10 protein-coding genes are annotated in these 13099 nt (G+C 49.3%); 8 read left to right on the top strand and 2 right to left on the bottom strand.

Annotation, left to right across the window (positions count from 1 at the left end):
• Nucleotides 1–86 precede the first annotated feature (86 nt).
• From BZJ21_RS01610 to BZJ21_RS01630, 5 genes are all read left to right on the top strand, one after another.
• The gene (locus BZJ21_RS01610; RefSeq protein ID WP_077668995.1) at nt 87–2009 is read left to right on the top strand and encodes an Lnb N-terminal periplasmic domain-containing protein; all 1923 of its coding nucleotides are present in this window, start codon (nt 87–89) and stop codon (nt 2007–2009) included.
• A gap of 256 nt (nt 2010–2265) precedes the next feature.
• Nucleotides 2266–3891, top strand: a complete 1626-nt coding sequence (locus tag BZJ21_RS01615; RefSeq protein ID WP_077668968.1) for a methyl-accepting chemotaxis protein — start codon at nt 2266–2268, stop codon at nt 3889–3891.
• A 163-nt stretch (nt 3892–4054) separates the two neighbouring features.
• Complete coding sequence (locus BZJ21_RS01620; protein ID WP_077668969.1) at nt 4055–4750, top strand: pirin family protein; 696 nt, start codon at nt 4055–4057, stop codon at nt 4748–4750.
• Between the two features lie 102 nt (nt 4751–4852).
• The gene (gene arfB / locus BZJ21_RS01625; protein ID WP_077668970.1) at nt 4853–5266 is read left to right on the top strand and encodes an alternative ribosome rescue aminoacyl-tRNA hydrolase ArfB; all 414 of its coding nucleotides are present in this window, start codon (nt 4853–4855) and stop codon (nt 5264–5266) included.
• 118 nt (nt 5267–5384) lie between these two features.
• The gene (locus BZJ21_RS01630; protein ID WP_077460904.1) at nt 5385–6386 is read left to right on the top strand and encodes a substrate-binding domain-containing protein; all 1002 of its coding nucleotides are present in this window, start codon (nt 5385–5387) and stop codon (nt 6384–6386) included.
• Nucleotides 6387–6407: 21 nt separating this feature from the next.
• On the opposite strand, the gene edd is transcribed toward BZJ21_RS01630, so the two are convergent.
• Entirely contained in the window at nt 6408–8201 is a 1794-nt protein-coding gene (gene edd / locus BZJ21_RS01635) for a phosphogluconate dehydratase (protein ID WP_077668971.1), read from the bottom strand.
• The gene (locus BZJ21_RS01640; protein WP_077576110.1) at nt 8198–8719 is read right to left on the bottom strand and encodes a gluconokinase; all 522 of its coding nucleotides are present in this window, start codon (nt 8717–8719) and stop codon (nt 8198–8200) included. The genes edd and BZJ21_RS01640 overlap by 4 nt, the downstream gene beginning before the upstream one ends.
• A gap of 152 nt (nt 8720–8871) precedes the next feature.
• On the opposite strand from BZJ21_RS01640, the gene BZJ21_RS01645 reads away from it, so the two are divergent.
• The 3 genes from BZJ21_RS01645 (at nt 8872) to BZJ21_RS01655 (ending at nt 12954) form a co-directional block, all read left to right on the top strand.
• Nucleotides 8872–10251: a GntP family permease gene (locus tag BZJ21_RS01645; RefSeq protein ID WP_077660878.1), complete on the top strand. Its 1380-nt coding sequence runs from the start codon at nt 8872–8874 to the stop codon at nt 10249–10251.
• Between the two features lie 9 nt (nt 10252–10260).
• A complete protein-coding gene (locus tag BZJ21_RS01650; RefSeq protein WP_077576113.1) occupies nt 10261–10869 on the top strand; it encodes a bifunctional 4-hydroxy-2-oxoglutarate aldolase/2-dehydro-3-deoxy-phosphogluconate aldolase in 609 nt (202 codons plus the stop codon).
• Between the two features lie 159 nt (nt 10870–11028).
• Entirely contained in the window at nt 11029–12954 is a 1926-nt protein-coding gene (locus tag BZJ21_RS01655; RefSeq protein WP_077576115.1) for a RecQ family ATP-dependent DNA helicase, read from the top strand.
• Nucleotides 12955–13099: the final 145 nt, after the last annotated feature.

Consider the following 13099-nt stretch of genomic DNA (forward strand, 5'->3'; position numbering starts at 1 on the left):
TATCCGCCAAACAGTGGCGGTTATTAAGTACGAAAGTGCCCTAATTGGGCACTTTCATGTTTCTGGACGTGAATCGTTGTACTGATATGAGACTTATTCATTCTCGCACCTCGCTATTTGTTCGTCTTAGTCTCATCATTCTTTCTCTCTTTAGCGCGCCGGCTTTTGCGAGTACGCCTGATTTTACCAACACGGCTACGTTTGCTAAGACCGCTACTGTTACGAAAAATAGTGACTTTAATATTCCCTCCTTGGCCAACCAAGCATACTGGCTAAAACTGGTTCACTATCTACCTAACACGTTATCAGGCTATGAAAGTACGGTTGATTCAGAAGATTTTTTCCTTGCCGCTAACGGAAAGACACACCCGCAACAAGAGCTAGCAGCGACAATTAATGCGCTTTACCATGCCGATGCCTCCTTTGCAAAAGCAGCAAGGTGTCAATATCCCGCGCGTTTTACATGGCTCGAGTCTAAAGCAGGACGCACTGCACAACTCGATTGCCCTGAACTTGAGCGTTGGCAAAAGGTGCTTGATCCAGACGGCATGACGCTGGTTTTTCCAACGGCATTTATGAACAATCCCTCATCAATGTTTGGCCATACGCTGTTGCGAATTGACGCACAAGATCAAACACGAAATAAAGAATTGGTGGCATTTGCAGTCAATTTTGCTGCCGAACCCAGCCAAGATGACAATGCCGCCATGTATGCCGCAAAGGGGCTGTTTGGCGCTTACCCGGGGCAATTTACTGTGATGCCTTATTATCGTAAGGTTCGCGAGTATAACGACATTGAGTCGCGAGATATTTGGGAATATCCCCTTAACTTGTCCGAGCAAGAGGTAAATCGTGTATTGCTGCATTTGTGGGAGATGCAAAGCGCGACCTTCGATTACTACTTTCTTGACGAAAACTGCTCATACCAACTGCTCGCATTGCTTCAGTTGGCTCGCGATGATTTAAGTTTGGTCGATGATTTCCCGTTTCAAGCGATCCCGTCAGATACAGTAAAAACGCTAGCCAGTAATGACTTGATTGAGACACCGAGTTTTCGTGCCTCGTTTGGCACTCGCCTATTAAATATGTCGCAACAAGCCTCTCCTGCGGTGTTTGAAGCCGCGAAAAAAGCGAAAAGTGGCCATTTCCCTGACCATCAGCAGTATACTGACGAGCAATTGGCCGCTATTTATGAATTTGCTTACGAGTGGCTCAATTTTGATTTTTATGATCAAGCACTTCCTAGAGATCCCTATGCGCAGCGCCTCACTAAATTACTCAGCATGCGCAGCCAAGTCAGTGCAGCCTCTCCGTTTGAGTCCGTAGCTAATATCAATGTATCGCCGGATAAAGGGCACGGCTCTACACGTATTGGTTTTGGAGCAAGAACCGCAAAAAACGGTCTCGATGCCCTCTCGCTTGAATGGCGCGCGGCATACCATGACTTAATGGATCCCCAAGATGGCTTTGTGCCCGGAGCACAAATCAGCTTTGTTGATGTCGCTATCAGCCAAGATAAAAACGGTAATACGCAACTGGATAAGCTTTATCTGATCGATGCAATGACAATCGCGCCGAAAAAACGGGTTTTCTCTAGTCTATCGTGGAATATCCGTGCAGGCTTTGACCGTTTACCAGGCACCGAGAGACAAGATAGCCGTTGGTTTGCCCAAGGGGGCGTAGGTCAGTCGTGGGGAGAAAGTGACGGTTTACATGCCTACGCTTTGTGGTCAACAGCATTAACTCATGGCGACGCCAGCGATAACCAATTTAATCTAGCAACCGGCATAGAATCAGGATTGCTATGGCAACTTGCTGATAACCATCGTCTCGGCGTGCAAGCACAGTATCTGCCGCTGCTTAATCGTTCCTCCCTGACACAATCACAAGTCGATATGACTTGGCACTGGCGCGTCACCGATGATTGGTCTATTCGCAGTAAAGCACGCTACCAGCACTGGGAGAACGAAGAGATGAGTGGTCACATTACTAGCTATTTTTACTTTTAAACATCTCAAATCGTATGCAGTCCTCTCGAACTGACAACAAAGAAATAGCACGCATCCCCTAGAAAAAGCGGGTCTAATAGCATTCAAGGTTAACGCCCGCTTTCATAACAAGTTATTCCTCGGTTTTCCCTCCGCGCGTTTATATCCTTCCCTCACAATTAATAACCTTTTTATCATCTAAATCGTCTACGCTTAGCTTAATGTTGTTACAAAACACCTTTGCGCTAGTTCATAAGCGCGATGAACAGGAAAGCAGATGATGAAAGATCTTAGTGTTGTCAAAAAAATAGGGCTAAGTTTTATTGCCGTTTTTATCGTTTTTGCCTCCGTTGCCATCATGTTTATGCTCGGCCTATCCACGATAAGTAAAGACATCACACAACTTTCAAACAAAAGTCTCCCCTCGGTATCAATATTAAAAGGCATTCAGGTCGACATCACCAAAGTCCGAAAAGATGAATTTTCACTGCTACCGAACAGCGGTAACCCAAAAATATCGCAATGGTTAAACGATCTCGACCAATGGCGTGCCGATGTACAAGCTGGGATCAAAGCTTATCAAGCTCTGGACCTCACATCACAAGAGAAACAATCATTTAATGTGTTTAAGAAAACGTGGAATCAGTACATTAAGGAAACCCAGTCTTATAACCAGCTTTTAAGAAATGACGATCCTGACAAAGCGAATGAAGTCGTTTTAGCCAGTTTTGGGACCTATTCCGATGCGCTAAAAAGCTTGGATAACACACTCGAACTAAACGATGACTTAGTAAAGCAAATTGGGGCAGAAGCCCAAAGTGCAGCAACCGCCGCTCAGATAAATGCAGCCATTGGAACATTTGTGATCATTTTAGTGATTATGGCTGCATCTATTCTGCTTTCTCGCGCTATCTCTCGCCCAGTCGGTAAAGCGCTCGCGTTTGCATCGAGTATTGCCAAAGGTCAGCTCAACAACAAATTTGATGAAAAGGACTTGTCCAAAGATGAGCTTGGCTCCTTACTCAAAGAATTGGTGACGATGCAAAACAATCTTCACGGATTGGTATCAGAAATTAACGATTCTACTATTCAGTTAACTGCCGCCGTTGAAGAAGTGAGTGCGATTTCATCTCAAAATGCGTCAGGTATGCAAAACCAGCAGCAAGAGCTTGGATCGGTGGCGTCAGCGATGACCCAGATGCAAGCCGCTGTCAGTGAAGTGGCACAAAATACCGAAGAAGGCGCAACATCAGCGCATTCGGCAGCAGATATAGCAAAAAAAGGGAGTGGTTCATTAGCCGATGCGATTAGCATTATTGAACGCGTATCTAGATTGATGCAAGACTCAGAGACGTTAACAGAGCAACTTAAAACAAGCTCCGAAGACATTAATGTCGTGGTTGATGTGATTCGTGGTATTGCCGAGCAAACTAACTTACTGGCTTTGAATGCGGCGATAGAAGCAGCCCGTGCCGGTGAGCAAGGCCGAGGGTTTGCTGTGGTAGCCGATGAGGTTCGCTCACTGGCACAGCGTACTCAAGAATCGACCGAGCAAATCGTTAATACCATCGAGACACTGCAAATAAACACGACTAAGGTCCGCGAATCCAGCCATGAATGCCAAGCAGGCATTACGCAATGTGTAGAAACGGTCAGCGATACCGGCGAACAAATGCGAGAAATTGAAGTCTCTGTTGATGATATCGCCCAACGCAGTACCCAAATTGCTACCGCCTGCAGTGAGCAAAGCTCTGTCTCTAACGAGCTTAACCGCAGCGTTGAGAACATTAATAGTGCCTCAACGGAAATGGCCGAGGGGGCAACGCAAACAGCGATTGCCTGTGACCAAATCAGCAATCTTGCGCATAACTTAAAAACACGCATGGAAACATTTAAGCTTTAGTACATTATCTGATGCGTGCTATTTCTCCTGCACGATACTCGTTCAATGTTTTAGAACAAGATGCACAAGATTACGCCGTGTTCGCACGGCGTTTTTGTTTCTACACTGCATCTATTGTTCAGCGTCACCGCTGTTCAACATCGAATCAGTGAGGAGAAGCGTTATGATTACAGTACGTCATGCCAGCGATCGCGGTCAGGCTAACTTTGGTTGGCTACAAAGCCGCCATACCTTTTCATTTGGTAGCTATTACGATGCCCATCATATGGGCTTCTCTGCACTACGTGTGATCAATGATGATATCGTTTCACCCGCCGCAGGCTTTGACACCCACGGACACCGTGATATGGAGATCATCAGCCTGGTGCTGGAGGGGGCAATCGAACACAAAGACAGCCAAGGCAACCGACAAACTCTACCCGCTGGCGAGTTCCAGCTGATGTCGGCTGGGCGTGGTATTTATCATAGTGAATATAATGCCTCGTCATCCCAACCATTGCGCTTTTTACAGATTTGGATTGAGCCTAACGAAAGAGGCGGAGAGCCGGGCTATCAGCAAAAAGATTTCGGCAACCAAGCCGGCTTTACCGTCATTGCGACGCCAACGGGTGAGAATGGCTCGTTAAAAATAAAACAAGAGGCACGTTTGCTGCAACTTGTCTTGGCGCCGAGTGAGTCTGTTACCTTCGCTTTGGAGGCAGGACGCAACGCCTATGTGCATCAAGTCGCGGGCACTCTTAAGGTTGAAAACACATCTCTTTCTCCCGGTGATGGCGCGAAAGTCGAAGATATCCGTCACATCACCTTTAGTAATGTCGGCAACGAAATCAGCCAAACACTGGTATTTGATTTACCCTAAAGTGCCGATTAACGACTCAAAAAGACTCGGCCTGCTGGCTTATTTGCGCCACAGGCCTAATGCTATGTACACTGCGCGCCTCTTGTTAATATTTGAGGTCGTATGCTGACTCTATCCAACAAAGTAGCGATTCCCGACAGTGAAATCGAGCTCACGGCCATCCGCGCCGCTGGGAAAGGCGGACAAAACGTCAATAAAGTGTCGAGTGCCATTCATTTGCGCTTTGATATTCACGCCTCGTCACTGCCTGATGCCTACAAAACACGCTTAATGACGCTGTCCGATTCACGCATCTCCAAAGACGGCGTCGTGGTGATCAAAGCGCAAAACTACCGCACCCAAGAGCTAAACCGAGAAGACGCGTTAGAACGCCTCGCTGCGCTAATTAAAAGCGCGATGGTGGAGCAGAAAAAACGCAAGCCAACTCGGCCAACCAAAGCGTCACAACGTCGCCGCGTAGAATCCAAAAAGCGTAAGAGCCAGACTAAGTCTTTGCGCGGTAAAGTGGCGCCTTAATTCAAAATCGTCAGTGTGCGTTCTCAATAAAGACCTAATTCCACCTACCAGTTTTTCTTGCTAATCGGCGGTCAGATTGCTCTAATGTTACATGTAACATTTTCGGCTAGTGCATGAGATGACAGAAAAAAGAAACCGGGCCACCTTACAAGATATTGCTGACCGCGTCGGGATGACCAAAATGACAGTCTCGCGCTATATGCGCAATCCGGAGTCAGTCGCCCCTGCGACACGCGACAAGATTGCGGCGGTGATTGAAGAATTGGGATACATACAAAATCGTGTGCCCGCGATGTTATCTAAATCATCGAGCAAAGCCATTGGAATTGTGCTTCCTTCATTGTCTAACCAAGTCTTTGCTCATTTAGTCCAGGGCATTGAACGCGTGACTAAGGCACATGGCTACGACATTTTGATTACGCACGCCGGCTATAGCGAGCAGGCAGAGGAAGAGAAAATTGCCTCTTTGCTCTCTTATCAAGTGGATGGCTTAATCCTCACTGAAACTAACCACACCCCACGTACGTTACAAATGTTAAAAACCGCCGCCATTCCTGTGGTAGAAACCATGGAGCTTCCAGAAACGCCGATTGATATGGCAGTTGGGCTTGATCATGAGCAAGCCGCTTATGATGCAGTTCAAACGATGATCAACAAAGATAAAACGCAGATTGTGTATTTGGCGGCTCGTCTGGATACCCGCACTCAGCTGCGGCAAAAAGGGTACGAACGCGCGATGACACAGGCAGGACTCACTCCTCGCTGTGTTGCCACCGAGGAGCATTCTTCATTCAGCTTAGGCGAGACCTTACTTAACCAAACCTTGGCTCAGTATCCAGATTGTGACGGGCTGTTTTGTACCAATGATGACCTCGCCGTCGGTGCGTTACTTGCCTGTAAACAGCAGGACATTGAGGTACCTAAAACGCTTAGCATTGTCGGCTACAATGCGTTGGATATTGGCACTGTGGTCAGCCCAAGACTCACCAGTGTCGCGACGCCCCGAGAGTTAATCGGTGAGCGCAGCGCGACACTTTTGATTCAAGCATTAAGCGGTGAAACTATCACCGAAAAAGTGCATGCTATCCCACACACCATCACAGACGGTGGCAGCTTGTAACCATCACGGTTGACCGAGCGATCACGGAAATAGATACGTCGCTCCTTCATCGGCGCGAGACACTTGCTGACGCGCCGCAGCAAACAAATCACGTCCCCAGGTTGTAGCAGCTTGAGGCGTATTAGCTACATATCGTTGAGATAAGTCAGCATGGCAGGTCAATACGCCAGTATTCGCGTCCAATGTGATCAGATCGCCGTCTTGAATGGACGCCAACGCACCGCCATGCATGGCTTCCGGGCAGACATGCAAGGCCGCAGGGACTTTGCCTGACGCGCCGGATAACCGGCCATCTGTTACCAGTGCGACCTGATAACCCATTTTTTGCACATTGCCGAGAATAGGCATGAGTTTATGGAGCTCTGGCATCCCATTAGCAGCAGGGCCATTAAAACGCACCACCACAATCACATCTTGGTTGAGCTCACCGCGTTGATAGGCCTGCTCGACCTCGTGCTGACACTCAAACACCCGTGCGGGCGCACAAACTACGCGATGCGCGGGATCAACCGCTGAGACTTTGATCACCGCGTTACCCATATTGCCAGACAGCATGCGCAAACCACTAGTTGCACTGAAGTGTAAACCGGGCTGGGCAATGACCGCTGTGTCGGTTGATGGGGTGGCGGTTTCCCAAACAAGCTGCCCCTGATCTAATCGTGGTGTGGTCAGCTGGTCGCTAAATTGGCCGACGGCAGGCAAGGTATCGGCATGCAATAACCCTAGCGCATGTAAGTGAGCCATTAACGTCGGTACGCCTCCGGCCGCTTCAAAGGCATTAATATCGGCCGGCCCATTGGGGTAGACTCGAGTCAGCAAGGGCACTACACGAGAGAGCGCATCAATATCTTCCCACGTTAGGATAATCCCTGCTGCTCGCGCCATGGCCACCAAATGGATGGTATGGTTGGTGCTGCCGCCTGAAGCCAACAACGCAACCACACCATTCACCACGCTTTTTTCAGTCACCACATCGGCTAATGATCGGTAAGTTGCACTTCCGGCACACTGAGAAGCTAACGCTGTCGCTGCATAGCAAGTCAACGCTTGGCGCAACGCTGAATCTGGTGGGACAAAAGCAGCGCCAGGTAAGATTAATCCCATCGCCTCGAGCACCAGTTGATTGGTATTGGCCGTGCCATAGAAGGTGCAGGTTCCCGGGCTGTGATAAGCCTGACATTCCATGGCGAGTAGTGCGTCTTTGCCTACTTCGCCTGCCGCATAGGCTTGACGCACCGCCACTTTTTGATCATTGCTGGTGCCCGTTGTCATTGGGCCGGAGGGAATAAATAAGGTAGGTAAATGGGCGTAGGCCAGCGCGCCCATCAATTGTCCCGGTGCAATTTTATCGCATACACCAAGCAATAATGTTGCGTCATACACATTGTGACTCAGCGATATCGCAGTCGCCTGTGCAATCACATCACGTGAAAACAACGACATTTCCATTCCCGGTTGGCCTTGGGTCACTCCATCACACATCGCAGGCACACAACCTGCCACTTGCGCGGTATGACCTAACGGCAGCAAAGCGGCTTTGATCTGATCAGGGTAGTCAGCATAGGGCGCGTGCGCGCTCAGCATATCGTTATAGGCGCTGATAATCGCCACATTGGCGGTGGTCATATCCAGCATGTGCTGTTTGTCTTGTTGGCACGACGCCGCCACCGCATGCGCCATGTTACCGCAAGACAGACTGGTACGCGCTTTCCCGGTATCGGCTTGCTGTTGAGTCCGATGCAAAAACGCGATGCGCGTCGGTTGGCTGCGCTGGCATAACGCCTCTGTCACTGCCATCAATGTCGGATGTGTCATTCGGCATCCTCCTTGTCTTTTAAAGCGTTCACTGCACGTGTCACCACAGTATCAATGTCTGCATCAATGCCGACTCGGACCACATCAGGCTCATCGTCACCCGGCACCTCCAACGTGGCAAACTGGCTATCCAGCATATGGGTTTTCATAAAATGCCCTTTGCGCGCTCGAAGCCTTGCGAGGATCAACGCATAATCTCCGTCCAAAAACAAAAAGGTAACGTTCTGATTGCCATCTCGGATCTGGTCTCGATAGCGGCGCTTTAAGGCTGAACACACAATCACGCCATATTCATGTTTATGCTCCAAACTAAAAGCGGCATCGCTAATCCGGCCCAGCCAGGGAGTTCGGTCATGATCATCAAGCGGCTTACCCGTCGCCATTTTTTCGATATTCGCACGCGGGTGTAAGTCGTCTCCATCAATAAACTTTGCCCCTAAGCGCTGTGCCAACTTTGCGCCAAGGGTGCTTTTCCCCGAGCCACTGACGCCCATCACAATCACACTGCCAATTGCCATACCCACTCCTTAGCGAGATTTTAACCAGATCTCATTTTTGATAACGCATTCAATAATTGTCTTTATCTTAGTGTGGTTACCGGTAACATGTTACCGGTAACTTTGAGATTTGTGAAGTTTAACACAAACATCCTGGTCGGAAGAGGTGAGCCATGGAACTACTCGCACAAAGCCCTGAACCCACTACTTTACTCTTGATAGCATTGGGCGCTATCGCGTTGTTATTACTACTGATAATGAAACTTAAGGTGCATGCGTTTGCATCACTCACATTGGTCAGCTTAATCACTGCTTTGGCCACGGGGATCCCTACCGATAAGGTAGTGCCGGCCATGATGACAGGGTTTGGCGGCACCCTGGCGTCGGTCGCCTTGCTCGTTGGGCTCGGCGCCATGATTGGTAAAATTCTCGAAGTCACCGGTGGCGCAAATGTATTGGCCGATACGCTGATCGACCGTTTTGGCGAAGCCCGTGCTCCGTTTGCACTGGGTATCGCTTCTCTACTATTTGGCTTTCCGATCTTCTTTGATGCGGGGCTGATTGTGATGATGCCCATTATGTTTAGTGTCGCGAAACGTTTAGGTGGCTCACCGATAAAGTATGCCCTACCCGTCGCGGGTGCATTTGCGGTTATGCATACCTTCGTTCCCCCGCACCCCGGCCCCGTTGCGGCCTCAGATTTACTCGGCGCAGATATGGGTCTGCTCTTGGTTGTTGGGCTACTGGTTTCGCTACCCACTTGGTACCTAGGCGGTTATTTATTTGGTTTGTATGCCGGCAAGAAATTCAATATTCCCCTTGCGAAGGCGTTTTTAAATACAGAAGTGATGTTTAAAAACAAAAAGGACCATCCCACCTTTTCTACGGTGCTGATGATCTTACTCCTACCTGTCATGCTAATTTTCCTCGACACAGGCTTAAACGCACTCAGTGTTGCAGGTATCGTTGACGGCGAAAACCCATGGGTTGGTTTTCTGCGTATGCTGGGTAAAACACCGGTTGCACTGCTCATCACGCTGTTAACTTGCTTGTTAGTCTTCGGCCAAAAGCTTGGCAAAAGTAAAATGGAGAAGCTGTGCTCCGACTCATTGGCACCGATTTGTGCGGTGATTTTGGTGACCGGTGCGGGCGGGATGTTTGGAGGCGTACTTCGTTCTAGCGGCATTGGTGAAGCACTCGCCAACATGCTGTCAGATACAGGGATGCCGATAATATTGGCCGCGTTTGTGATTGCTACCTGCTTGCGTGTCGCACAAGGCTCAGCCACCGTCGCACTCACAACCACAGCCGCGCTGATTGCGCCCACGGTGTCGCACACTGTCGGCTTATCTCAACTCGATTTATGCTTTATTGTCATCGCGATTGCCGGTGGAGCTACCGTTTTATCGCATTTCAACGACTCGGGTTTTTGGCTCGTATCACGTTTGCTCGAAATGGATGAAAAAACCACGCTAAAAACTTGGACTGTGATGGAAACCCTGCTCGGGACTATCGCGTTTGTTATCGTAGCGCTATTAAGCGTTTTACTATAAGGGAATCCCATGACTGAACTAAACCAACGTCTCAAGGCAATTCGCATTGTGCCGGTGATTGCGATTAATAATGCGGACGATGCCGTGCCGCTCGCTAAAACCTTGGTCGACAATGGCTTACCGTGCGCCGAAATCACCTTTCGTACCGACGCGGCTGCCAGTGCTATCCGCCAAATGCGCGATGCCTATCCCGAGCTACTGATTGGGGCCGGAACGGTACTGACGCCTGCACAAGTCGATGCTGCGATTGACGCTGGGGCGGATTTTATTGTTAGCCCTGGGCTTAATCCCACTACAGTAAAACATTGCCAACAACGTGGGATTGCCATCGTCCCTGGGATCAACAACCCGAGTTTGGTCGAGCAAGCCATGGAACTTGGTCTTGATACGTTGAAGTTTTTCCCCGCGGAAGCGTCGGGAGGCATTGCGATGTTAAAAGCGCTATCTGCGGTGTACCCGGTCAGCTTTATGCCAACCGGCGGCGTGAGTGAAGAAAACGTGAGCGATTATCTCGCGTTGCCCTCTGTACTGGCATGTGGCGGTACTTGGATGGTGCCCGCCAAGTTGATTGATGAGCAAAGGTGGGATGAGATCGCAGCACTGATTAAGGCGCTGTGATAGCTCTCGCATCCGTTAAGAAAAGATCGACCCCACTTATTGAAGATAATGGGGTCGCTCGCACGCATACCGCCTGTGCTTGCAACCTCGGCACATAGCCGATACCTTTTCCCGCCTGTTCATAAACAGACACTTGGTTAAAAGTAGGGGAAAGACGGCATGTTGGCACAAGCACTTGAGCAAATTTTTGGGTTTTCGTCATTTCGTGCGGGACAAGAAGCAGTGATCTCGCAGGTGATGCAAGGTGAATCGGCCTGTGCGATCTTTCCCACCGGTGCAGGTAAATCATTATGCTATCAATTGCCGGCCACACAGCTGCCCCACTTAACATTGGTGATTTCGCCTTTGCTGGCATTAATGCATGATCAACTTGCATTTATGACCCGCAAAGGCATCCCAGCGGCCACCATCGATTCAACGCAGACACCCGAACAAACCAAACAAGTGATGGATCAAGTCCGTCGCGGCGACATCAAGGTACTGATGATTTCAGTCGAGCGTTTGAATAACGAACGTTTTCGCCAGTTTATCACGCCTATCCCGATCTCGTTATTGGTGGTGGATGAAGCGCATTGTATCTCTGAATGGGGACACAATTTTCGTCCTGATTACCTCAAACTCCCTGCTTACCGACAGCAATTAAATATTCCGCAAGTCTTGCTTCTCACCGCCACCGCAACGCCGGCTGTGGTTGAGGATATGCAGACGAAGTTTGCCATCCCGGCAAATAACATCACATTAACGGGGTTTTATCGTCCTAACCTGCATCTAAATGTGGTCGCCGTGGAAGAGACGCAAAAACGGCAAGCGCTGGTTGAGCAGTTAAAGCCCGACCCCGATTTGCCGACCGTCATTTATGTCACCCAGCAGCAGACCGCGGAGAATATCGCCCAGTGGTTACAATCCCAGCATATATCCGCGACAGCTTACCATGCCGGTATGAGTCACGATGTTCGCGTGTCGATACAAGAGGCATTTATGTCGGGCCAATCGCCATGTATTGTTGCGACCATCGCCTTTGGGATGGGCGTCGATAAGGCGGATATTCGCCGTGTCATCCATTTTGATTTGCCGAAGTCGATTGAAAACTACAGCCAAGAAATTGGCCGCGCGGGACGGGATGGTCACAAGGCGACCTGCACGGTACTCGCTAACCAGTCGAGTCTGAATGTACTAGAGAATTTTATCTACGGCGATACGCCAGACAAAATGGCGATTCAGGGGTTACTGGAAGAAGTACAACAGGCAGGTCAACAATGGGAAGTCATGCTCCATAGTCTTTCACGGACATATAATATTCGGCTCTTACCGCTTAAAACCTTGCTCGTTTATTTAGAAATGGCCGGCGTGATCACCAGCCAATACAGTTACTTTGCCGATGTGAAATTCCAGTGTGTGGAGTCACCCGCCGCCATTACGGCCAAATTCCATGGTGAGCGACGCGAATTTGTTGCCCAGCTATTTGCATGCGCGATCAAAGCAAAAACCTGGTACAAGATGGATTTCCAACAACTGTGGCAACGCTTTGGAGCAGAAAGAAAGCGCGCGTTAACTGCATTGGAGTACTTTCACGAACAAGGTTGGTTATCACTCGCGACACAACAAGCCACACAAGTGTTTGGCGTGAACACCCACGAGATTGATATTCACGATCAAGCTGAGACGCTGTATGCCCTTTTTGCCAAAAAAGAACAGAGCGAGCTTGCCCGCATCAACCAATTACTGACCTTGTTATCTTCTTCAACCTGTATTAGTCAGCGCCTTGCCGACTATTTTGGTGATCATGCGGCACCAACCACCTGTGGTCATTGCTCGGTATGCCAAGGCGAGATCGCCCATTTACCTCCGCGCCCAGAATTACCGGCGATCGATGCGCAAGCGTTATCCTCATGGTGTCAGCACTTTGCGGCTGCTTGCGACGGCACGCCAACTTCGGCGGCAATGACGCGCTTTTTACTCGGCCTATCGTCACCGCTTCATACCAAAATTAAGGCGAAGGCCATACCTGGGTTTGGCGCCCTTGCATCTTATCCGTTTCAAACTATCAAAGAACAGGTGATCGCTGATCACGATACCTATCATTAAGAAGTGGCGATTTGATTCATTGACCTTTGCGTGCGTTAACACCCGTTTAAGCGGCTAGCCGAACAATCTCAGTGTTATGCAACAGCCGCGATCACCTTTATAACCCTATAGTTATAAGAAAACGAGACAAATTTATCCCAGAAGT

The sequence above is a fragment of the Salinivibrio costicola subsp. alcaliphilus genome (genome assembly GCF_001996185.1).
Lineage (GTDB): Bacteria > Pseudomonadota > Gammaproteobacteria > Enterobacterales > Vibrionaceae > Salinivibrio > Salinivibrio costicola.

Bases quoted from the DNA above. Each gene is read 5' to 3' on its own strand.
- BZJ21_RS01620 (WP_077668969.1), top strand. From the start codon at position 4,055: ATGATTACAGTACGTCATGCCAGCGATCGCGGTCAGGCTAACTTTGGT.
- BZJ21_RS01645 (WP_077660878.1), top strand. From the start codon at position 8,872: ATGGAACTACTCGCACAAAGCCCTGAACCCACTACTTTACTCTTGATA.
- BZJ21_RS01615 (WP_077668968.1), top strand. From the start codon at position 2,266: ATGATGAAAGATCTTAGTGTTGTCAAAAAAATAGGGCTAAGTTTTATT.
- BZJ21_RS01640 (WP_077576110.1), bottom strand. From the start codon at position 8,719: ATGGCAATTGGCAGTGTGATTGTGATGGGCGTCAGTGGCTCGGGGAAA.
- BZJ21_RS01610 (WP_077668995.1), top strand. From the start codon at position 87: ATGAGACTTATTCATTCTCGCACCTCGCTATTTGTTCGTCTTAGTCTC.
- BZJ21_RS01655 (WP_077576115.1), top strand. From the start codon at position 11,029: ATGTTGGCACAAGCACTTGAGCAAATTTTTGGGTTTTCGTCATTTCGT.
- arfB (WP_077668970.1), top strand. From the start codon at position 4,853: ATGCTGACTCTATCCAACAAAGTAGCGATTCCCGACAGTGAAATCGAG.
- edd (WP_077668971.1), bottom strand. From the start codon at position 8,201: ATGACACATCCGACATTGATGGCAGTGACAGAGGCGTTATGCCAGCGC.
- BZJ21_RS01630 (WP_077460904.1), top strand. From the start codon at position 5,385: ATGACAGAAAAAAGAAACCGGGCCACCTTACAAGATATTGCTGACCGC.
- BZJ21_RS01650 (WP_077576113.1), top strand. From the start codon at position 10,261: ATGACTGAACTAAACCAACGTCTCAAGGCAATTCGCATTGTGCCGGTG.